Raw genomic sequence first — 22,131 nt, forward strand, 5'->3', positions numbered from 1 at the left:
TCGCGTTGCGAAAGAAGCAATTGCAACAGGCCAATCCGTTCGAGAACTTTGTGTGAAAAATGGTGTATTGTCACAAGAAGACTTAGAGTTAATTCTAGATCCATTCGAGATGACACACCCAGGGATTGCAGGAGCAACTCTTTTAAAGAAAAATTAAAAGAAGAGGGGGACAATCCCCTCTTTTTTGTTTACAATATAGAAATGCTATATATGAATAGAGGTAGGGATGTTATGAGCAAGTTTACAGTAGCTTCTAATGGTGCATTAGAAACAACATTAAGAGGAGCAGAAGTATTATCAACACCACTTTTAAATAAAGGGGTAGCTTTCACACAAAATGAAAGAGAAGAGTTAGGTTTAAAAGGGTTATTACCGCCAGCGGTTTTAACGTTAGAAGAACAGGCACGCCGAGCATACGAACAATTTAGTTCTCAGCCGGATGATTTATTAAAGAATGTATACTTAACTGCGTTACATGATCGAAATGAAGTATTATTTTATCGTATATTAACAGATCATTTACGTGAAATGTTACCGATTGTATATACACCAACTGTCGGTGTAGCAATTCAAAGATATAGTCATGAATATCGTAAACCACGTGGTGTTTATTTATCAATTAACGATCCATCAGGTATCGAAGAAGCATTCACGAATATCGGTGCAACAGCTGAGAACATTGATTTAGTCGTTGTAACAGATGGAGAAGGCATATTAGGAATTGGTGACTGGGGCGTTGGTGGTATTAACATCGCAATCGGAAAATTAGCTGTTTACACTGCTGCAGTTGGAATCGATCCTAGTCGTGTATTACCGGTAATTTTAGATGTAGGTACAAACCGTGAGGAGCTATTAAACAATCCATTTTATATTGGAAATCGTCACCCTCGTATAACAGGTGAAGCTTACGATGAATTTATTGATACGTTTGTACAAGCGGTAAACAAACAATTCCCGAAAGCACTTTTACATTGGGAAGACTTTAGCTCTCGTAACGCACGAAAAATTTTAGATAAATATCGTCATGATGTTTGTACATTTAATGATGATATTCAAGGTACAGGTGCAGTTTCACTTGCGGCAGTATTATCGGCAGTGAAAGCTTCTGGTGTACCGCTAAGTGAACACCGCGTTGTTGTATTTGGTGCTGGTACGGCTGGAATCGGTATCGCAGATCAAGTTAGAGATGCGATGGTCCGCGTAGGCGTATCTGAAGAAGAATCATATAAGCGTTTCTGGTGTATTGATCGTAACGGGTTAGTTACAGATAATATGGAAGATCTTCTTGATTTCCAAATTCCATACGCAAGAAAAGAAGCAGAAGTAAGTGAGTGGAAAGAAAATGATGTGATCGGACTTGCTGAAGTTGTGAAACATGTAAAACCGACAATTTTAATTGGTACATCTACTGTTGCAGGTGCATTTAAAGAAGAGATTATTAAAGAAATGGCTTCTCACGTAGAAAGACCAATCATTTTACCAATGTCGAATCCAACGCCACTTGCTGAAGCAAAACCAGCAGATTTAATCGAGTGGACAGAAGGAAGAGCGTTAGTTGCAACAGGAAGTCCATTTGAACCAGTTACATATAACGGTGTAACGTATGTGATTGGACAATCAAATAATGCACTTATTTTCCCAGGGCTTGGTCTTGGAACAATTGTAGTACGAGCAAGCGTCATGACGGATGGAATGTTCGCAGCGGCTGCTGAAGCAGTTGCAAGTATGGTAGATACAAGTCAGCCAGGAGCACCTATTTTACCAGAGGTCGAAGAATTACGTAATATCTCAGAAATGGTTGCAATTGAAGTAGCGAAAGTTGCAGTTGCAGAAGGTGTTGCAAGAGTGAACTTAAGTGATAACGATATCAAGATGGCAGTGCAAGAAGCAATGTGGAAGCCAGAGTATCGCCAAATAAAAGCGGTAGAAAAGGTTAGAATATAGAAAAAAAGCCCGTTTATAACAATAAGCGGGCTTTCACTTTTACTACTGAAAAAAAGTATAGGAAGTGTCACCTTTGAATTGGAATCAATTATGGAAGAAAGATATGTCCCTTTTAATTATATTAATGGTCGTTGTTCCGATTGCTGGGGAGCTGAACTTTCATCCCTTTAATGATACGTTTCGAGTTAGCTTCGGTACACCGCTATTCTTCTTTTTATTATTATTTTTAAGAAGAGTACCAGCAGGAGTTGCAGGTATTCTTGTTGGTATATCTGTAGTCTTATTCCGAGTATGTCTTGACTGGATCATGCAAGGTTCATTTCATATGACAGAATCATTTTATTTGCGTTATCCTGTGTTCTTCTATTATTTTATTTATGGCAGTTTTTTTTCGCTTTGTAGGGTAAATAAGTTCCATCAGAAACCAATCATTATTGGATGCCTTGGAATTTCAATTGAAATTGTTGCAAGTATGTCAGAACTTGCGTTTTATCACATGTTAGTACTAGGTACAACAATAACGATTTCTGAAGTGAATAAACTTATTATTATTGCTATTTTTCGTAGTTTCTTTGCACTTGGTTTTTTAAATATGATGAATTTATATGAAACGAAATTAAAAGAATCGCAAGTTCGAAAAGAAAATGAAAATATGTTAATGCATCTTTCTAATTTATATGTGGAATCTGTTCATTTGAAAAAGACGTTACAAAATGCGGAGTTAATTACACAAGAAGCATATCAACTATATCGAAATTTACAAGTAAGCGCTGATTCAAGTAGTAAAACAGCATTGAAAATAGCGGGGGAAGTGCATGAAATAAAAAAGGATAATCAAAGGATATTTGCAGGATTATCTAAACTGTTATTAGATAAAAATGTGGCTGAATATGTAGAAGGACATGAGTTAGCAGAGATGATTGTTAGAATAAACGAGAAGTATGCTGAAATGCTAGAAAAGGATATACGTTTTTCTAAACATATAGAAGGTGAGCATGCTGCATACCACGTGTATACAGTGCTATCAATTTTTAATAACTTAGTTGCAAATGCAGTTGAAGCAATTGAAGATAAAGGTTTCGTTATTATTAAGCTATATAAAAGAAATCAGCATATATTTTTTGAAGTAATTGACGATGGGCCTGGTATTACACAAAAGTATAAGAAATTAGTATTTAAGCCAGGATTTACTTCCAAGTATGATCAAACGGGAACACCGTCAACTGGTATTGGGCTTTCTTACATAAATGAAATGGTAACAGAGCTAGGCGGAGAAGTGAAATTAGAAGACCGAGAAAATAAAAGAGGATGTAAGTTTATCGTTTGTTTACCAGAGGATAGTTTAAAGCAGGAAGGGGAATAGATTTGTTTTATTATATCGTAGACGATGATGAAGTTTTCCGTTCGATGCTTTCGCAAATTATTGAAGATGGAGATCTTGGAGAAGTAATTGGTGAGGCGGATGACGGAGCTTTTATTGAAGCGGATCAACTAAATTTTAAAAAAGTAGATATTTTATTTATTGATTTGTTGATGCCGATGAGGGACGGAATTGAAACAGTTCGTCACATTGCGTCAACTTTCACGGGGAAAATCATTATGATTTCTCAAGTGGAATCGAAGCAGCTTATAGGTGAGGCATATACACTTGGTGTAGAATATTATATTACAAAACCATTAAACAAAATCGAAGTTGTATCTGTTGTACGCAAAGTGATGGAGCGTATTAGATTGGAGCGTTCTATACATGATATTCAAAAATCATTGAATAACGTGTTTCAGTGGGAAAAGCCGCAATTGCGTACTGAACCAGTGCAAGAAGGAAAAAAGATAGGGGATTTAGGGCGCTTTTTACTATCAGAACTCGGTATTGCCGGAGAGAATGGAAGTAAAGATTTACTTAGTATGCTGGAATATTTATATGGTCAAGAAAAGGCACAGACATTTGAGTTTGGCTTTCCTGCGTTAAAAGAAATTTTTCATCATATTACGATAAGGAAATTAGGGGATCTAGCTTTAGAGGCGGATATTGATAAAGAGAAAAAAGCGTCTGAACAAAGAGTACGTCGAGCTATTTATCAGTCGTTAAATCATTTGGCTTCTTTAGGATTAACAGACTTTTCAAATCCAAAATTTGAAAGCTATGCTCCAAAATTTTTCGATTTTACCGTAGTTAGAAAACGGATGACAGAAATGACGAAAGATGAACTCGCATCTTCTGGTCATACGCGAATTAATACGAAGAAGTTTATTCAAGTGTTGTATTTTGAGGCGAAGAGGTTGATGGAGATAGAGTGAAGAAGATGCTTATAAATAAGCATCTTCTTTTGTTAAATCAACATTTTATATTTTCTCGTGGAGCATGTAAAATGTTAAGTAAGAGAAACTGGTTTTATATTAAGGAAGTGTCAAAGCGATGAGTTTCACATTGAATAAATTGATTATTAAAGAAGTGTGCGGAGAGACCTCATATAAAAGAGGTGAAGCCTATTATAAATCAAATAAAGTGATAATAGATCATTACGATGAAAATAAAGAAATTTGTGAGGCGACAGTAAAAGGGAACGAGGATTTCCATGTTACAGTAGCAAAAGCCAAAAAGGGTGATGTTGTTGCAAAATGTAGTTGTCCTTCATTAGCGTCTTTTCAAACGTACTGTCAACATGTTGCAGCAGTATTAATACAAATAAACTATAATCAACAAACAGGTGGAATGAGCTCCACTAGTAGCAGAAATGATCAATTGACAAGTGGTATGTTTCAGCTGTTTGCAGACAAACCACTGAGGCCAAAAAGTAAACAACACCGTTTTGATACACGTGAAATATTAGATATTGAGTTTATATGTACACCAGTTGCTACGAGAAGTGGTGGGGCTCTTCTTGGGATTCAATTGAAACTTGCCAAAGTGTATTTCATAAATCATATTAGAGAATTTCTTTCTAAGGTGGAGAAAAGAGAGTCTTTTCATTGTTCAAATGAATTTACATATACACCAGATGTACATAGTTTTAAACAAGAAACGGATGCAATTATTCAGCAGCTCATTAAAATGTATCATAACGAAAAAATGTATGAAGATACGCTAGAAGTACATGCGAAACAAGATGAAAGTATGATATTTATACCACCAGCTTCATGGAAAGATATGCTCTTTTCACTTTCTAAAGCTGAATATGTACAGCTGAAACAAAATGAACAACTGTTTCAGGGATTACAAGTTTCAAAAGGTTTGTTGCCGTTACACTTTGAATTTACGAAGGGAAATAATGGCGGATTTACACTTCATATAGATGGTTTAAATCGTGTACAAGTTATGGATATGTATAACAATGCACTTTACGATGGGAAATTATATCACTTACACATTGAAGATTGTATGCGACTTATTGAATTACAAAAGATGATGAGTCGCTCAAATAGTAATCAGTTTTATATTCCAGAAAGTAAGATGGAACATTTCGTCGCGAAAGTTGTACCAGGATTAATGAAGCTCGGAACTGTACACATTGATGAAGTAATATCGGATCGTGTTGAAACACCTTCGCTAAAAGCGAAATTGTATTTAGACCGCGTGAAAAATCGCTTATTAGCAGGTCTTGAATTTCACTATGGGAACGTCATGATTAATCCGCTAGAAGAGGATGGACAGCCGTCTGTTTTTAATCGTGATGAGAAAAAAGAAAAAGAGATTTTAGACATTATGAGTGAAAGTGCTTTTGCAAAAACAGAAGGCGGTTACTTTATGCATAATGAAGAAGCTGAGTATAACTTTTTATATCACGTCGTGCCAACATTAAAAGGTTTAGTTGATATTTATGCGACAACAGCAATCAAATTGCGAATTAGTAAAGGGGATGCAGTTCCTCTTATTAGAGTGAGAAGAAAAGAAAGAATTGATTGGTTGTCATTTCGTTTTGATATAAAAGGAATACCAGAAGCAGAAATTAAAGGTGTATTAGCGGCCCTTGAAGAGAAACGTAAATATTATCGATTGGCGAATGGTTCGTTTTTATCGCTAGAGAGTAAAGAGTTTAATGAAATTAATCAGTTTATAAAAGAATCAGGTATTCGGAAAGAATTTTTACATGGAGAAGAGGTAAATGTTCCGCTTATTCGAAGTGTAAAATGGATGAACGGACTTCATGAAGGCAATGTTTTAAGTTTGGATGATTCTGTTCAAGAGTTAGTAGAAAACATTCAAAACCCGAAAAAATTAAAGTTTGCTGTGCCAAATACTTTAAATGCAGAAATGAGAAAGTATCAAGTATATGGGTTCGAATGGATGAAAACACTTGCTCATTACCGTTTTGGCGGTATTTTAGCAGATGATATGGGACTTGGAAAAACGTTGCAAAGCATTGCTTTTATAGATTCTGTTTTGCCTGAGATTCGAGAAAAGAAACTGCCTATATTAGTCGTTTCACCATCATCTCTTGTTTATAATTGGTTTAGTGAATTGAAAAAATTCGCCCCGCATATTAGAGCAGTTATTGCAGATGGAAACCAAGCAGAGCGCCGGGAAATTTTGAAAGATATAACGGAATTTGATGTCGTAATCACGTCATATCCATTACTGAGAAGAGATATAAGATTATATGCAAGACCATTTCATACACTATTTCTTGATGAAGCACAGGCGTTTAAAAACCCTACAACGCAAACGGCAAGAGCTGTGAAAACAATTCAAGCTGAATACCGTTTCGGACTAACTGGTACACCTGTAGAAAATTCATTAGAAGAGCTATGGTCTATCTTCCATGTCGTCTTCCCGGAATTATTACCAGGAAGAAAAGAGTTCGGTGATTTAAGGCGTGAAGATATAGCGAAGCGAGTGAAACCATTCGTATTAAGACGATTAAAAGGGGACGTATTAAATGAGTTGCCAGAGAAAATAGAGCACTTACAATCATCGGAGTTATTACCCGATCAAAAGAGTCTCTATGCTGCTTATTTAGCGAAGTTAAGGGAAGAAACGTTAAAGCATTTAGACAAAGACACGTTACGTAAAAATAAAATTAGAATTTTAGCTGGTTTAACGAGATTGCGACAAATTTGTTGTCATCCCGCTTTATTTGTTGATGATTACAAAGGAAGTTCAGCTAAATTTGAACAACTGTTAGAGATTTTAGAGGAATGTAGAAGTACAGGGAAGAGAATATTAATTTTTTCTCAATTTACGAAGATGCTTTCCATTATTGGTCGTGAGTTAAATCGACAAGCAATTCCATACTTTTATTTAGACGGGAGTACACCAGCGCAGGATCGTGTAGAGCTGTGCGATCGGTTTAACGAAGGAGAAGGAGATCTATTTCTCATTTCTTTAAAAGCTGGTGGTACCGGACTTAATTTAACTGGTGCAGATACAGTAATATTATATGATTTATGGTGGAATCCAGCTGTTGAACAACAAGCGGCCGATAGGGCGTATCGAATGGGACAAAAAAATACAGTGCAAGTTATAAAGCTAGTAGCCCACGGTACAATTGAGGAGAAAATGCATGAACTGCAAGAAAGTAAGAAAAATTTAATCGCTGAAGTGATTGAGCCGGGAGAAGAGAAATTGTCCTCAATCACAGAGGAAGAAATTCGAGATATTTTAATGATTTAATATAAAAAAGCTATGCCTTCAAATTTATGAGGGCATAGCTTTTTTGTTGTAATAATTATATTTTGTTTTGTACAAAGTAAAGAAATCAAATGTTATTTAAATTACTTCTTTGTACCTTTACTTTTGTATGGTTTGGCAGCTGCCTTTTTCTTTGCACTTGATTGCCAACGGTTCCATCCTTTACTTCCTGTACCTTGTCCTACACCTTTTTTCGGTTTTGCTTTCGTTTTACTCATATGATCACTCCGTTATATAAAAATCTTATTTGATAATAGTCAATGATTTAGAAAATACTCTTTATAAATGACTATGATTGCTTTAAGTAAAAATAAACTGCTTGAATGCTATAGTATAACATGAATTTGCAAGTAAACTGAAAGGAATTATAAAGAAAATGAAAATAATAAGAAATACTGCAGATTCTATATTCCGAACGATCACATTAATTGTTTTGTATACGTTAGTTTCGGTCAGTGAAACATTTTTTGGATTGACGAGGCAGAAAAAGTAAAGATGTTAAATTAACAACAATCAATAAAGCCGTAAAATAAAGAATTGAAAAATATTTTAAAACTTTTTGTTGACTTTCTTTATTTTTTGTATAGAATAATCATTAATAAAATGTTTCAGAGATGTGACAACAAAACGACTATGAAAGGACGAGTAGTAGTAGGACGTAGTTTAAGCGAGTCAGGGGTGGTGTGAGCCTGATACGAAGCCTATTATGAAGAACCTCCTGGAGTTGCTAACCGAAATCCTTTATAGGAAAGTAGACTTAGCCGGGAACTTCGCCGTTACAAGAAGAACAGTATCGAGATATTTCATCTCCGTATTGTATAAGTGAGCAACCTCTGTTGCTAATTTGGGTGGTACCGCGGAACCAAAGCCTTTCGTCCCAGTTTTTTGGGAAAGAAGGGCTTTTTTTGTTGGCTTCTTTTCACAACATCCAAACATTTTAGGAGGAAACCACCATGTATCAATCATTAATGACAGTAAGAGAGACTCAAATTGCAATTAAGGAAGTTAAAACATTTTTCGAGGACCAATTAGCAAAACGCCTTGAACTATTCCGCGTATCTGCACCATTATTCGTAACGAAAAAATCAGGATTAAACGATCACCTAAACGGTGTAGAACGTCCAATTGAATTTGATATGTTACATTCAGGAGAAGAATTAGAAATTGTTCATTCACTAGCGAAATGGAAACGATTTGCATTACATGAATACGGATATGAAGCTGGTGAAGGTTTATATACAAACATGAACGCGATTCGTCGTGATGAAGAACTTGATGCAACGCATTCCATTTATGTTGACCAATGGGATTGGGAAAAAATCGTTCAAAAAGAATGGCGTACTGTTGAATACTTACAAAAAACAGTACAAACAATTTATGGAATATTCAAAGATTTAGAAGATCACTTATTTGAAAAATATCCGTTCCTTGGAAAGTATTTACCGGAAGAAATTGTTTTCGTTACTTCTCAAGAATTAGAAGATAAATATCCAGAATTAACACCGAAAGATCGTGAACATGCAATTGCAAAAGAACACGGTGCAGTCTTCATTATCGGAATTGGTGATGCACTTCGTTCAGGTGAAAAGCATGACGGACGCGCAGCTGATTATGACGATTGGAAATTAAACGGTGACATTTTATTCTGGCACCCAGTACTACAATCTTCATTTGAGTTATCATCAATGGGAATTCGTGTTGATAGTAAATCACTTGATGAGCAGTTAACGAAAACTGGTGAAGACTTCAAACGTGAGTATGATTTCCATAAAGGTATACTAGAAGACGTACTACCATTAACAATCGGCGGTGGCATTGGACAATCAAGAATGTGCATGTACTTCTTACGTAAAGCACATATCGGTGAAGTTCAATCTTCTGTATGGCCTGACGATTTACGTGAAGCTTGCAAGAAAGAAAACATTCATCTGTTTTAATAGAAGTAAGGGAATAGCTTAAATATAGAGCTATTCCCTCTTTTTTATAAAACATTACTTATTTATTACCGAGTTCTTCTGCTAAACCGATTAAAATTCCTTCGACTCCACGAATGTAGCAGAGACGATACGAGTTCTCGTACTGAACTACTTCGCCAACGAGCTCTGCACCATGCTTAGTGAGTCTCGATACCATTTCGTCAATATCCTCGACAGTGAACATGACGCGTAGATAACCGAGGGCGTTTACAGGAGCTTTTCGGTGATCTGCTATAGTAGGAGGGGTGAGAAATCGCGAAAGTTCAATTCGGCTGTGGCCATCTGGAGTGACCATCATAGCGATTTCTACGCACTGAGAACCGAGTCCAGTTACGCGACCAGCCCATTCACCTTCGACATTTGCTCGACCTTCGAGATTCAAGCCAATCTCCTCAAAGAAAGAGATTGCGTTATCAAGGGATTCTACAACGATGCTGACATTGTCCATTCGTAGTAATTTGTTTTTTGCCATAGTCTTATCTCCTTATGTATAAAAGTTTATTATTTAATTATCCTCATAATTATACTACTAAGTAGTTACAAATTCCTTTCAGTCAAAAACACCTTGTCACAGTATAGGAAAATGTGACAAGGTGTTTTTTAATATATCATATAGCATCTTGTTAACGAATAGCTTTTTATTTAATAGGAAGGAAGTAGATTAATATGTTTTTTTTATAAGCGTTACTAAACATATCAAATTAGCTCATTTGCACGAAAGGCTCAATTTTCGCCATAAATGATTGATGCAGCGCCTCAACGCCTGTTACTAAATGAAGACGGTCAATAACGACAGACACTTTAATTTCTGATGTACTTACCATTTTAATATGAATATCTTCTTCTTTTAAAGTAGTGAACATATTTGCAGCGACACCTGGGTTAGATACCATGCCAGATCCTACGATTGATACTTTTGCTAAGTGATTTTCATGTTCTACAGATTCATAGTGAAGAGTTTCTTGATTTTGTTCCAAAACTTCTAAAGTTTCTCTTAAATCATTCGAGTGAATGGAGAAGGAGAGATGTACAGTTCCTTCATTTGTAATACTTTGAATGATGATATCTACATTAATGTGTGCTGCTGCTAATGTAGAGAAAACTGTTGAAAGCGAGCCTTGTTCTAGTCCTTTAATTGTGACACGTGTAATATTATCCTCAAATGCAATACCTTTAACGATTGATTGTTGTTCCATGTTACATTCTCCTTTTACAATTGTTCCGTTTTCTTGTTCCATACTTGAGCGAACTTCTAAAACTACGTTATGATTTTTAGCAAACTCAACGGCGCGCGGGTGTAATACGCCAGCACCGAGATTAGCAAGCTCTAACATTTCGTCATAAGAAATTTCGTCTAATTTGTAAGCATCTTTTATAACTCGTGGGTCCGTCGTATATACGCCTGTAACATCCGTATAAATATCACATTTTTTTGCTTTAAGTGCAGCGGCTAATGCGACAGCAGTTGTATCAGAACCGCCTCGTCCAAGCGTTGTAATTTCAAAATCTTCACTGACTCCTTGGAAACCAGCTACAATAACAATCGTACCTTCAGCAAGATAAGATTGAATACGATCTGTATGAATGTCAGTAATCCGTGCACTACTATGTACAGATTCTGTCGTAATACCTGCTTGCCACCCTGTTAATGAAATTGCATGATAGCCTTTTGCTTGCAGTGCCATTGTTAATAATGAAATAGTTACTTGTTCTCCTGTAGATAGAAGCATATCCATTTCACGTTTACTTGGATTTTCTGTGATAGCGTTAGCGAGTGCGACAAGTTCATCTGTGCTTTTTCCCATTGCTGAAACGACAGAGACAATGCTATGACCTCGTTCATATTCTTCAATAATTAAATTTGCTACATGTTGAATGCGTTCGACGCTTCCGACAGAAGTGCCACCGAATTTTTGAACAATTGTTTCCATTACAGATTCCTTCTTTCGTCTATTTTTAAGAATAGATTAGGAAATATATAAATCCCAATACTCCTGTAGTTACCAGAAAGACAAACAAAAAACACCATCTCAAATAAGTGAGGATGGTGCTGTTACAGGAAAAGGGAAACAGAAAACGGAGCTAATAAAAAAACCGCCAAAAAAGGAATATCATAAAAAATGATATCTCTTTTTTGTAGATAGCTCTTCATACGTACACGTTTGTACATATGACAGTTCTGTTTCTATTCGAAAACAGCCCCAATTGATAAATGCAGAGAAATTTATCAATTTCGGCAATACTTCCTTTTATCTAACTTCATAGACATCTCTGTGTCTCCATTAGAATACTCATAAGTATCGCAACCTCTATCTCACGTTTTAGGCGAGAGTGTTTGATTTATGAAGTTGTTGGTAACATTTGTTTTATAATAATTTAAATTTTTCGGGGAATCAAGTGTTTTATATATATTTTAAAAATTCTTTCTTTTTTCTGAGGAAGTTTGTGAAAAATGTAGCAAAATAAATTCATTGCATGTACATTAAACTTATAGTGCATAGGAGGTGGGGAGAATGAAAAGGAAACAGCCTATTTATGTTGCGACAAAAATGAACACGACGATGGAAAAATTATGGGAATATACGCAAGAACCACATATACATACAGAGTGGGATGCTCGCTTTACTGAAATTTCGTATTTAGAGAAAAAAGAAGGAGAACCACAGAAGTTTTTGTATAAAACAAAGATTGGATTTGGGTTTGAAATAGCTGGAGAAGGGGAATCAATAGGTGAAATAAGAAAAGATATTTTAATGCAGTTATGCAATTGGATGGAAACGAAAATGAAATTGTAGATTATTTTGGCGAACCACATTTACTCGTTTCTACACTGCATTTTCATATCGATGAGTTAGGGGCAATGCATATTTCTTCAAAGAAACAATGGTTTTATATGTTTGGAAGAAAAATGCCGTTACCAAAATTTTTGTATGGTGAGGCAAAAATTGTTGAAAGTTATGATGAAACACTTCAGTGTTTTCGAATTCATGTACAAGTACGAAACCCGTTAATTGGTTCGCTTTTTTCATATAAGGGAACATTTGTGGAAAGGGAATAAACGATATGAAAAATATAATATTTGGGCTTGCTTGTTATGTTATTTTTCTAATATGTGAGTGGTCAAATATAAATCCTGTTGAAGCAATTATATTATTATCTGTTTTATTATTTATACCAATGTCACTTTGTATTATTGATAAAAGAAAAAGAGATGGATCGCAATTATTATTTTATAAATCCGTAGCATTTTTATATCCAATCGCAGCAATTTGTGCAATGCTAGCTTTCGTCACAAATCAATATGTATTTGCGCTAGTTTGGTTTGTATATACAGGAATTGTTGCGTTATTTGGTGTAAGTAGATTGCTAGAAAGAGGATGGAAGCTGTTAGAGGAGACCGTCATAGATAGTGCGTTTATTTATTTGTTTTTAGGTGGTTTTTGGTTTTTTGCTTCAGTAGCAAAACTTTCAATTATGCATTTTAGCTCTGACATTGTTTTACTCACAGCTGCACATTTTCATTATTCGGCGTTTCTATTGCCATTATCAGCTGGTTTAATAGGGAGAAAAAGAGAAAAGAGAAGTAAAGTGTATGATGCTATTATGTTTATCATCATGATTTCACCTATGACAGTTGCAATAGGAATTACATACTCAAGAATATTTGAATTTTTTGCAGTGTTCCTATATTTATGTGCAATTTATGGGTATGGATTTTACGTTTGGAGAGCAAAATTTAATGCTATCAGTGCAAAGATTCTTCTAATCGTTTCGTCTAGTACACTCATGGTTACAATTATGTTCTCACTTATATATTCATACGGAAATTTGAAGCATGTAATGACGATTACAATTGCTCAAATGGTTTGGATTCATGGTGTTGTCAATGGAATTGGAGTAGCTTTACCGGCATTTATCGGCTGGGTGATTGAAAAGAGTGTTCCGAATTATAAATACTATGGGAAACCAATGAGTAAGTTAAGAGGAAATGTGGCAATTGGTGAGGCTTATTTATATAGCAACAATTTAGTAGACAGTAAGGAATACAACGGTTTAGTCGATAAAGTAAATGACTTTCATAGTGAGGCATTTGATGTGACGAAGGTTCCTTTAAGTATGATTCATTTTTATGAAAATACAGCAGAGTATGAATTGCAATCGAATATTAAATGGACTCGTTGGTTCCGTCCGTTCGCACTTTGCTATGAGAAAATGAGTAAGCGTGTAGAACAAATACATTTAGGTATGGGCGGCAATTGGGAAACGATGCATGGCTCTATCATTAGTGTAATAGATGAGAAAGACGGAAGAGAGAATGTAAGGGCTTGGATAAGGAAAAATGAAGCAGGTGAATCTATTTTTGTAGCTCTTTATTCAAAGCATACAAATAAGAATGAGACATATATGAATATCGCCTTACCTTTACCTTATTCGAATATGACTGGTATTTTGAGGCTATGTAATGATAATCATGATTTAATCATTACTAGTAAGTTAAGAGAAAATGGCCAGGGAGATGAGGGGATTTATTTACATACTCGGTTCTTAACAATCCGTTTACCGTTAGCAGAGACTTTCATCATTACAGAGGGTAAGGATAAAATGTTAACAGCTCATCATAGCATGTGGCTATTTGGACTTGAATTTTTACATATTCATTATAAGATTGAAAAATTTGCACAGAAGTAAGAAAGGCTTGGATGGGTTTCCAAGCTTTTTTATGTATGGGTAATTGTCATAGAAATTTGTTTATTTAGCTCATTATCCCAAACACGTTGAATTTCAAAAGTGCCTGTTTCAAAAAATAATGGGAATCTTTCTTTAAACCAATCTTGCATCGGAAGCTTTAGTGCTGTATCAATTGGTATCCATAATAATTCGCCCTCAGGAGGGTTCAAAAGAAATTCACCTTCAAATGAGTCTGTCCAGTAGTTGAATACCATGTACCGAACATTCCCTTTCAGATTTATATATTCATCTAATCCCTTAAAAATTAAATCCGAAACAAGTAATCCGGTTTCTTCTTTTACTTCCCTTATAGCGGCTTGAACGATACTTTCGGGGAAATCTATTTTGCCGCCAGGAGCGATGTAGCCAGGGAAACCTCGATGGTTGGGGCGTTTTATGAGTAAAACTTCATTGTTACGTTGGATCATACACATTGTATAGATCTGGTGTTCGATGTTATGTGAATTTGGAGGCATAATGATGCATTCTCCTTTATATTTTTTTGATAATTTTACCATAACATAATTGTTTCTTATATAATTAGAAGTGTAATATTATAAATTTTCAGTCATATATTATGTATTCTATAGTCATTTGAAAAGAGGGGAGAGACATGCAAGGGGAAATACAAAAGGAGAAAAGTTTAGGTTATATTGGAAAATTATTATTACCAGTTAAAGTATCAACGCACTTTAAGTTTTTATGGATTGGACAATTACTCTCGGCCTTAGGTAGTTCGATAACTATGGTCATACTTCCAGTTGTTGTGTATTCATTAACTGGTTCAACAGTTGTAATGGGGATGACGATGGCAATGTACATGCTACCTAATATTCTTGCTTTACCGTTTGCGGGTTTAATTGTAGACCGAATTGATCGGGTTAGGTTAATGTTATTTACGGATATAATCCGCTGTATATTAATGCTATTACTTGCATCGCTTATATTTATGGATTTATTAACAATTACGATTTTATATATTCTCGTTGCCATATACGGACTTATGGAAGGGATATTCCAACCAGCATATTCTGCTGTAAGGGCGAAAGTATTCGTCCCTGAAATTCGTAATGCAGCTAACGCACTCACTCAAATGAGTAATCAAGGTATACGATTAATTGGGCCAGCACTTGGTGGATTAATCGTATCGGTTGCATCTGCAGGGATAGGCTTCGGACTAGATGCAGCAACGTACTTATTATCATTTTTATGTTTATTATTTTTAAAAGAAATTAAGTTTAAAAAAGTAAAACCCATTGAAAAGAGTAAGCTTAATTACAAACAAGAGTTTATGGAAGGTGTTTTAGTTTTAAAAAGTCATCCGTGGCTGTGGATTACAATTTTAGTTTTTTCTTTTATAAATATTTGTTATGCCGGCATTATCGTCGTATTAATTCCATGGTTATTTAATGTTCATCATCATTTTGAAGCTTACGTGTATGGGCTTGGCATGGCCTTTTCTGGTGGTGGGGCTGTAATTGCCGCATTAATATTTGGTGGGAAAGAGCTGTGGCATAAGAGAGGATTACTGGCTTATGGAGGTGTTTTAATGAGTGGCATTGCTTTATTAATTATGCCATTCATTTCTTGGGCACCCGCTTTAATATTCTTAATGGCAATTGAAGGATTTGGCATGATGATATTTGGACTCATTTGGGAAACGAGTTTACAGGAGCTTGTACCAGAAGAAGCATTCGGAAGAGTGGCAAGCCTTGATATGTTGGGTTCTTTTGCTTTATTGCCAGTAGGATACGTAGTTGTAGGCTGGTTAGCTACTGTCATAGGTGGCGAGATAACTATTATAACACTAGCTAGTTTAGTAATTTTAACAATTGGAATCGCATTGTCTGTACCGAGTATTCGTCGATTTAATTGATTATATGGGAAAAGAGGGCGATATGCATGACTATAGAAAACTTGAAAGATATAGTAACAAGGCAATTAGAGAGTAAATATATTTTGGAAGAAAAGGTCTTTGAAGCGAAAAATTTTACAGTCTATATCGCTACCCAAATAGAAAATAACTTAGCATATAATCAATTAGTATTAATAAAACATCTTTGTAATGAAAAACCGTCCATACATATTTGGCACAAAAAGATTAGTATGGAAGCAACAAAATTAGAAATCACAAAAGAAGTGACGGAAGCGATACAAGCAGGTTTCAAAAATGAAGAATAAGCCCTAAAGAAATTAGGACTTATTCTTCATTAAATACAAATGTTTGTTTCATTTTCTTACCTTCATTTACCGGATGGCCGTTATAAGAGAAATTCTTTTCTTCCCAAGTGATCACAACTTTAAAATTATGACTATTAAAGTCTAATGGGAATACCATGTAGTCAAAGCTTGTATGACTTTTAGAAATATTTTCATTAGGTGTAGTAGGTTTAAAGGTAGCTTTAGAGGTAGGGTTGTTATCAAGTATTTCCACAGATACATTTGATACATCATGACCGATGTTTTTTACGAGTAAACTATACGTATCAAATACACCTTGTTTTGGCTGAATTGCTTGCTTGTTTGAGTTATGAGATTTATCAATTTCGACATACCATTGTTTAGACTTTGACGCAATCGGCAGTGACTGAAATGTGTAAGCATTAGCTTGCATTGGTAGTGCTAAACATATAAGCGTAAAGAGAGTTAATATTTTTCGTTTCATTTTTTAGAGCTCCCATTCTTTAATGGATTTACTTGTTATTATCTTCTTTTTACGAGTAAATATACCATATAATGTAAAATGGGTATTGTGAGTAGTGAATTAATATCTTATTCACTACTCTTATAGCTGGCATCATTACGTATGTAGTAAGAAAGAATAAATTTATTTTTTCTTTCTATACTTAGATTGCCGCTCTTTTTAAAAGGGCTATTTTTACGTTTTAATAAAAAGAATTTCCTAAGAGTTCCGTATAAATTATTTATTTTAATGTAGTTAAATGTGCTTATATATGTGAAATTAGAGAAGGAAGCTGTGTAGAGATGTTTCTACACAGCTTTTTAGGATATGAAAAAATTCCCAAAAATATGTTAAAATAACATTGTCATACAACAAGGGGGATTTGTTTTATGGAAAATGGACATCTTGCTAAAGTAGACTTAACGAAAAAAATTGAATCAAAATCTAAGTACAACAAGAAACTCGAAAAATATCAAAGGCGCTTATTAGCATTACAGCAAATTTTGAAAGAAGAAAAAATCGCGGTTATGCTTGTTATGGAAGGATGGGATGCGGCTGGTAAAGGTGGGGCAATTAAGCGGGTGACGGAACATCTTGACCCGCGTGGGTTCCAAGTAAATCCAATTGGAGCGCCTGCACCTCATGAAAAACGTTACCATTATTTGCAACGTTTCTGGCGCAAAATTCCACAGTACGGGCAAATCACCATTTTTGATCGCTCATGGTACGGTCGTGTGTTAGTTGAGCGTGTTGAAGGATTTGCTACAAAGGAAGAGTGGATGAGAGCATATGATGAGATTAATGATTTTGAAAAACTACTAACAGATGACCATTACATAATAGGGAAGTTCTTCTACCATATAAGTAAAGAGGAACAGTTAAAGAGATTTAAAGATAGAGAGAAAAATCCTTTAAAAAGGTGGAAAATTACAGACGAAGATTGGCGTAATCGTGAAAAATGGGATGAATATGTTGAAGCAATGGAAGACATGTTTGAAAAAACAAGTAAGCCAAATGCGAAGTGGCATATTATTGAAAGTAACGATAAATTGTATGCCCGTGTGAAAACGTTAAAAATCATTATTTCATTCATTGAGGATTATTTCTTAGAACATGGTATAGAATTGCCTTCTTATTATTATGAAATGAAAGAGGATATTGAAGTTTTGCAAGATGTAGGTGTTAAAGAGTAAAAAAGAAAATGGTCCTGTGAATTGGTGAAACCAAATTATGGGACTTTTTTATTTAGAAACATTTTACAATTAACAGAATAAGGTATATAATCAATAATCGTATTAACATTGTTAATATGATTATTGATTATATACTATGTGGGGGTTTTACTTTGAAGGGAAGAGATGTTGTTTTAGGTTTATTAATGGAAAAGGAATTGTCTGGTTACGATATTAAAATTGTGTTTGAAGACGTATTTACTCATTTTTTTGATGGAAGTTTTGGAATGATTTATCCAACGTTACGACAATTGGAGAATGAAGGGAAAATAAAAAAAGAGGTTGTCATGCAAGAGGGGAAACCGAATAAGAAAATGTACTTTATTACAGATGAAGGACGTGAAGAGTTTTATCAATACATGCAGACGCCTGTAGAGAAGGATGTTTTACGTTCGGATTTTTTAATGAGAATGTATTTTGGCAACTATAGTGATGATGTGACAATAAAAAAATGGATTAAAGATGAAATTGAAAGAAAAGAAGCGTACATTGCAGATCTTCGATTGAAATATGAAAAGTGGAGAGTAGGTATTACTTTCGTCGAAGAAATTTCACTAGATGTAGGTATTGCATCGTATAGTGCACAAGTGGAGACTTTGAAGAGAAAATTAGAAGAGTTAGAGGCAAAAGAAAACAATAAAACAGAAGAATGAAAAACGCATTCACAATAAATAAAGGGGTATATAAAGATGGAGCAATCAAAGGGTATTAAGATTGTCTTTTTAATGTGTCTAGGTATCTTTCTTTGTATGATTGATACGACAATTATGAATATAGCTTTACCGGCAATACAATCGAGTGTAAATACTTCATTAGAAAAGATGTCTTGGGTATTAAATGTTTATACAATGACGATTGCAGTACTTGCCATTCCGTTAGGGCGGATAGCTGATATTTTTGGAAAAGCAAAGATGTATATTCTTGGTCTGGTGATTTTTGGTGGTGGATCGGTACTTTGCGCTTTTGCTAATACAGGTGATTTTCTTATTTTTTCTCGTTTTATACAAAGTATTGGGGCAGCGATTTTATTTCCAACAAGTATGGTAATTGGTGTATCAGCTATGCCATTAGCTAAGAGGCATGTTGCGCTTGCGATTTTAGGAGTAACACAAGGATTGTCAGCTGCTATGGGACCAGTAATAGGTGGAATTATTACACAAAATTTAGGATGGAGATGGGTGTTCTTCGTTAATGTTCCGGTTTGTATAATAGGAATCGTGTTATGTTGCATCATGCTACAAATAAAAAATGAAGAACGTATTATCTCAAAAATAGATTGGATAGGACTACTATTAAGTAGCACAGCAATTTTTTCATTTACTCTCATATTAGTAAAAGGTAATACATGGGGATGGCAAAGTAATATTGCTTTGTCTTGTTATGCAATTAGCACTATTTCTCTTATTCTATTTGTTTTAGTAGAACGAAAGATTCATAATCCAATGGTGAATTTAAAGTTATTTCAAGATCGAATGTTTGTCGGAGCGTCTATCGTTGTTATATTAAGTAATTTATTTTTAATTGGAGTTACTGTATTGCTTCCAACGTTCTTGACGAAACTACAAGGTCGAACGGAAATTGAAGCGGCTTTTTTAGTGACACCTATTTCAGCAATGATATTTTTTGTCTCACCAGTTGCAGCAACTTTAATTAAAAAACTCGGAAAAGTAACTATTATTTTGTCAGGATTTCTTATTATGGGGCTTTCCTACTATTGGTTGCAAATGATTGATGTTCATTCAACAAATATAGAAATTATTATTCCATGTATGATATTAGGTGTTGGATATGGTTTAGTAGTGGGGCCAATTACAGTTTTAAGTGCGTCTTCGTTTGAAGGAGAATTGTTAACTGCTTCTCAAAGTGTTGTATCAATGTTACGACAAGTCGGAATTGTATTGGCGGTCGCAATATTTGTCTCGAACTTAACTCACAATTTAACTGTAAATAAAGAAAAAGTATATCGTTATGCAGAAGAAAAGGTGCGTAATATTCATGTGAATAGTACTGAGCAAACTGAAATTTTACAAATGACTAAAGAAAAAATAGAGAATCAAAGTTTAGAGTCGAATATAAATAAGAAACAAAATGCAATGACAATGGGATTAAGTAAAGAGAAAAAGGAAGAATTGATTCGCGACAAGACGGATGAAATATTAAGAGAAGTTCCAGTAGAATATAGAGATGTAAAAAGAGAAGAAGTTATGAGGCAAGTGACAAAAGAAGTTGAAAAACAAGAGGAAAGTATAAAGAAAGAGGTACTCACATTTTCGAATGATGTGAATCATTATGCCAAGAATCAGATGGCTATGAGTTTTACAGATTTATATAAAGCAAGTGTGCCAATTATTTTAATTTGTGCTTTCGTAAGTTTGTTGTTTTGGGAAGGGAAAGCTTTGAGTAAAAAGAGAAGGGGAAGATTAGTAGAAGAAGCGTAAAGAAAAACAGGCTGCTATTAGCCTGTTTTTTTCATTGTTTTCTCCTTGCATATTGTGAATAGTAGTATTTTTAATATAGCATGGGATAAGTCGAGTATGATTAGAAAGTTTTTTAGAATGAAAGGGATGAATGGAAAATGCCATTGAATATGTAACGTTATACATAGTACATTAACAAGAGGGATTAATTTTAAAAGGAGGATGGGGAATTGCTAGATAAGGCAGGGGCTTTAATAGATAATCATGTGTACACAGGAGAAGAGCAACAAAAACTATACAAACGAACGTTAATAATCGTCAGCATTTCACAAATGTTTGGCGGTGCAGGACTAGCTGCTGGTATTACAGTGGGAGCACTTCTTGCGCAGCAAATGCTTGGAACAGATGCATTTGCAGGATTACCAACTGCTATGTTTACATTAGGATCGGCATTAGCAGCTTTCATAGTAGGGAAGCTTTCGCAACGATATGGACGCCGGATAGGTCTTGCAACAGGGTTTATAGTAGGTGGATTTGGAGCAATTGGTGTTGTAATGGCAGCTTTAACAAATAGTATTATTCTTTTACTTATTTCTTTACTTATATATGGTGCCGGTACAGCCACGAATCTACAAGCTCGTTATGCAGGTACAGATTTAGCAGATAAGAAGCAGAGAGCAACGGCTGTTAGTATTACGATGGTAATGACGACTTTCGGTGCAGTTGCAGGACCAAATTTAGTAGGGGTAATGGGAAGTTTTGCTCATTCAATTGGAGTTCCTAAGCTTGCAGGTCCGTTCATACTATCGGCAGCAGCATTTATACTGGCGGGTCTAGTTCTTTTTGTTATGCTTCGTCCAGATCCTTTGATTATTGCTAACATAATAGAAAGATATAAACAGGAACATACATATAAAGGACAACCAATAACAGAAGAAGCGAAAGAAAATAAACGAGGTATTACAGTGGGAGCAATCGTAATGATACTTACGCAAATAGTGATGGTTGCGATTATGACGATGACGCCAGTTCATATGGGACACCACGGTCACGGTTTAAGTGCAGTAGGACTTGTGATAGGTTTTCATGTAGGTGCAATGTATCTTCCATCTCTCGTTACAGGAATGTTAATTGATAAAATTGGCCGAACTACAATGAGCATAGCTGGTGGAGTGATTTTACTTGCAGCGGGTGTCATAGCTGCGATAGCGCCAAGTGATTCTTTATTATTATTAATCGTTGCTCTGTCTTTACTTGGGCTAGGATGGAACCTCGGATTGATAAGTGGTACAGCACAAATCGTTGATTCCACAACACCGTCTACACGTGCTAAAACACAAGGGAAAATAGATGTTTTTATTGCGCTAGCTGGAGCTTCTGGTGGAGCAATGTCAGGTATGGTAGTAGCGAATTCAAGTTATGCGGCATTGTCATTGGCTGGAGGCGTGTTAGCGTTATTACTTATTCCTGTTGTGATATGGTCTCGAAAAGGGGCAAGAAATTAAATGAAAAAGAGGTTCTA

Annotated in this window: 17 protein-coding genes, 3 pseudogenes, 1 riboswitch and 1 other annotated feature; of the genes and pseudogenes, 15 read left to right on the plus strand and 5 right to left on the minus strand. The window is 35.2% G+C overall.

Annotation, left to right across the window (positions count from 1 at the left end):
* From DN404_RS20745 to DN404_RS20765, 5 genes and pseudogenes are all read left to right on the plus strand, one after another.
* A pseudogene (locus DN404_RS20745) lies at positions 1 to 157 on the plus strand (aspartate ammonia-lyase); the annotation flags it as partial.
* A 74-nt stretch (positions 158 to 231) separates the two neighbouring features.
* A complete protein-coding gene (gene malS, locus DN404_RS20750) occupies positions 232 to 1,944 on the plus strand; it encodes an oxaloacetate-decarboxylating malate dehydrogenase (RefSeq protein WP_002023847.1) in 1,713 nt (570 codons plus the stop codon).
* Positions 1,945 to 2,008: 64 nt separating this feature from the next.
* The gene (locus DN404_RS20755; RefSeq protein ID WP_002023846.1) at positions 2,009 to 3,307 is read left to right on the plus strand and encodes a sensor histidine kinase; all 1,299 of its coding nucleotides are present in this window, start codon (positions 2,009 to 2,011) and stop codon (positions 3,305 to 3,307) included.
* A gap of 2 nt (positions 3,308 to 3,309) precedes the next feature.
* Complete coding sequence (locus DN404_RS20760; protein WP_000500302.1) at positions 3,310 to 4,242, plus strand: response regulator; 933 nt, start codon at positions 3,310 to 3,312, stop codon at positions 4,240 to 4,242.
* Between the two features lie 118 nt (positions 4,243 to 4,360).
* Positions 4,361 to 7,555: a DEAD/DEAH box helicase gene (locus DN404_RS20765; protein WP_149215400.1), complete on the plus strand. Its 3,195-nt coding sequence runs from the start codon at positions 4,361 to 4,363 to the stop codon at positions 7,553 to 7,555.
* Positions 7,556 to 7,656: 101 nt separating this feature from the next.
* Here DN404_RS20765 and DN404_RS20770 read toward each other — a convergent pair whose 3' ends face one another.
* The gene (locus tag DN404_RS20770) at positions 7,657 to 7,791 is read right to left on the minus strand and encodes a DUF3934 domain-containing protein (RefSeq protein ID WP_000047588.1); all 135 of its coding nucleotides are present in this window, start codon (positions 7,789 to 7,791) and stop codon (positions 7,657 to 7,659) included.
* Between the two features lie 406 nt (positions 7,792 to 8,197).
* Positions 8,198 to 8,456, plus strand: a binding site (T-box leader).
* A gap of 70 nt (positions 8,457 to 8,526) precedes the next feature.
* Between DN404_RS20770 and asnA the strand changes: the two genes are divergently transcribed.
* Entirely contained in the window at positions 8,527 to 9,510 is a 984-nt protein-coding gene (gene asnA / locus DN404_RS20775) for an aspartate--ammonia ligase (protein WP_000284917.1), read from the plus strand.
* A 58-nt stretch (positions 9,511 to 9,568) separates the two neighbouring features.
* Here asnA and DN404_RS20780 read toward each other — a convergent pair whose 3' ends face one another.
* Together DN404_RS20780 and DN404_RS20785 are read right to left on the minus strand one after the other, a co-directional pair.
* Positions 9,569 to 10,021, minus strand: a complete 453-nt coding sequence (locus DN404_RS20780; protein ID WP_139849647.1) for a VOC family protein — start codon at positions 10,019 to 10,021, stop codon at positions 9,569 to 9,571.
* Positions 10,022 to 10,250: 229 nt separating this feature from the next.
* Positions 10,251 to 11,480, minus strand: a complete 1,230-nt coding sequence (locus DN404_RS20785; protein ID WP_149215401.1) for an aspartate kinase — start codon at positions 11,478 to 11,480, stop codon at positions 10,251 to 10,253.
* Positions 11,481 to 11,682: 202 nt separating this feature from the next.
* Positions 11,683 to 11,869, minus strand: a riboswitch (Lysine riboswitch).
* A gap of 193 nt (positions 11,870 to 12,062) precedes the next feature.
* Between DN404_RS20785 and DN404_RS20795 the strand changes: the two are divergent.
* The 3 genes and pseudogenes from DN404_RS20795 to DN404_RS20805 form a co-directional block, all read left to right on the plus strand.
* Positions 12,063 to 12,341 (plus strand): annotated as a pseudogene (locus DN404_RS20795) (hypothetical protein); the annotation flags it as partial.
* Positions 12,284 to 12,607, plus strand: a pseudogene (locus tag DN404_RS20800) (DUF4166 domain-containing protein); the annotation flags it as partial. The pseudogenes DN404_RS20795 and DN404_RS20800, both read left to right, overlap by 58 nt.
* Before the next feature lie 5 nt (positions 12,608 to 12,612).
* Positions 12,613 to 14,238 (plus strand): YndJ family protein, encoded by a 1,626-nt coding sequence (locus tag DN404_RS20805; protein WP_149215403.1) that lies wholly within the window; start codon positions 12,613 to 12,615, stop codon positions 14,236 to 14,238.
* Positions 14,239 to 14,267: 29 nt separating this feature from the next.
* Here the strand turns inward: DN404_RS20805 and DN404_RS20810 are convergent, their stop codons facing one another.
* On the minus strand, positions 14,268 to 14,753 hold the full coding sequence (locus DN404_RS20810; protein WP_149215404.1) for an 8-oxo-dGTP diphosphatase: 486 nt from the start codon (positions 14,751 to 14,753) through the stop codon (positions 14,268 to 14,270).
* Between the two features lie 137 nt (positions 14,754 to 14,890).
* Here DN404_RS20810 and DN404_RS20815 point away from each other — a divergent pair, with 137 nt between their 5' ends.
* On the plus strand, positions 14,891 to 16,153 hold the full coding sequence (locus DN404_RS20815) for an MFS transporter (protein ID WP_098273001.1): 1,263 nt from the start codon (positions 14,891 to 14,893) through the stop codon (positions 16,151 to 16,153).
* Between the two features lie 26 nt (positions 16,154 to 16,179).
* Positions 16,180 to 16,458 (plus strand): hypothetical protein, encoded by a 279-nt coding sequence (locus DN404_RS20820; RefSeq protein WP_098273002.1) that lies wholly within the window; start codon positions 16,180 to 16,182, stop codon positions 16,456 to 16,458.
* Positions 16,459 to 16,477: 19 nt separating this feature from the next.
* On the opposite strand, the gene DN404_RS20825 is transcribed toward DN404_RS20820, so the two are convergent.
* Positions 16,478 to 16,942 carry a hypothetical protein gene (locus DN404_RS20825; protein ID WP_049107139.1) on the minus strand — a complete coding sequence of 155 codons (465 nt, stop codon included), beginning with the start codon at positions 16,940 to 16,942 and terminating at the stop codon, positions 16,478 to 16,480.
* Positions 16,943 to 17,349: 407 nt separating this feature from the next.
* Between DN404_RS20825 and DN404_RS20830 the strand changes: the two genes are divergently transcribed.
* The 4 genes from DN404_RS20830 (at position 17,350) to DN404_RS20845 (ending at position 22,114) form a co-directional block, all read left to right on the plus strand.
* Entirely contained in the window at positions 17,350 to 18,153 is an 804-nt protein-coding gene (locus DN404_RS20830; protein ID WP_000427319.1) for a polyphosphate kinase 2 family protein, read from the plus strand.
* 152 nt (positions 18,154 to 18,305) lie between these two features.
* Complete coding sequence (locus tag DN404_RS20835) at positions 18,306 to 18,845, plus strand: PadR family transcriptional regulator (protein WP_006916931.1); 540 nt, start codon at positions 18,306 to 18,308, stop codon at positions 18,843 to 18,845.
* Positions 18,846 to 18,881: 36 nt separating this feature from the next.
* Entirely contained in the window at positions 18,882 to 20,630 is a 1,749-nt protein-coding gene (locus DN404_RS20840) for an MDR family MFS transporter (RefSeq protein ID WP_063264146.1), read from the plus strand.
* A gap of 209 nt (positions 20,631 to 20,839) precedes the next feature.
* A complete protein-coding gene (locus DN404_RS20845) occupies positions 20,840 to 22,114 on the plus strand; it encodes an MFS transporter (protein ID WP_149215405.1) in 1,275 nt (424 codons plus the stop codon).
* Positions 22,115 to 22,131 lie beyond the last annotated feature (17 nt).

The sequence above is a fragment of the Bacillus sp. TE8-1 genome, assembly GCF_008368855.1.
GTDB classification, from domain to species: domain Bacteria; phylum Bacillota; class Bacilli; order Bacillales; family Bacillaceae_G; genus Bacillus_A; species Bacillus_A cereus.

Bases quoted from the DNA above. Each gene is read 5' to 3' on its own strand.
- DN404_RS20815 (WP_098273001.1), top strand. From the start codon at position 14,891: ATGCAAGGGGAAATACAAAAGGAGAAAAGTTTAGGTTATATTGGAAAA.
- DN404_RS20780 (WP_139849647.1), bottom strand. From the start codon at position 10,021: ATGGCAAAAAACAAATTACTACGAATGGACAATGTCAGCATCGTTGTA.
- DN404_RS20830 (WP_000427319.1), top strand. From the start codon at position 17,350: ATGGAAAATGGACATCTTGCTAAAGTAGACTTAACGAAAAAAATTGAA.
- DN404_RS20785 (WP_149215401.1), bottom strand. From the start codon at position 11,480: ATGGAAACAATTGTTCAAAAATTCGGTGGCACTTCTGTCGGAAGCGTC.
- DN404_RS20825 (WP_049107139.1), bottom strand. From the start codon at position 16,942: ATGAAACGAAAAATATTAACTCTCTTTACGCTTATATGTTTAGCACTA.
- asnA (WP_000284917.1), top strand. From the start codon at position 8,527: ATGTATCAATCATTAATGACAGTAAGAGAGACTCAAATTGCAATTAAG.
- DN404_RS20820 (WP_098273002.1), top strand. From the start codon at position 16,180: ATGACTATAGAAAACTTGAAAGATATAGTAACAAGGCAATTAGAGAGT.
- DN404_RS20770 (WP_000047588.1), bottom strand. From the start codon at position 7,791: ATGAGTAAAACGAAAGCAAAACCGAAAAAAGGTGTAGGACAAGGTACA.
- DN404_RS20840 (WP_063264146.1), top strand. From the start codon at position 18,882: ATGGAGCAATCAAAGGGTATTAAGATTGTCTTTTTAATGTGTCTAGGT.
- malS (WP_002023847.1), top strand. From the start codon at position 232: ATGAGCAAGTTTACAGTAGCTTCTAATGGTGCATTAGAAACAACATTA.
- DN404_RS20805 (WP_149215403.1), top strand. From the start codon at position 12,613: ATGAAAAATATAATATTTGGGCTTGCTTGTTATGTTATTTTTCTAATA.
- DN404_RS20765 (WP_149215400.1), top strand. From the start codon at position 4,361: ATGAGTTTCACATTGAATAAATTGATTATTAAAGAAGTGTGCGGAGAG.
- DN404_RS20810 (WP_149215404.1), bottom strand. From the start codon at position 14,753: ATGCCTCCAAATTCACATAACATCGAACACCAGATCTATACAATGTGT.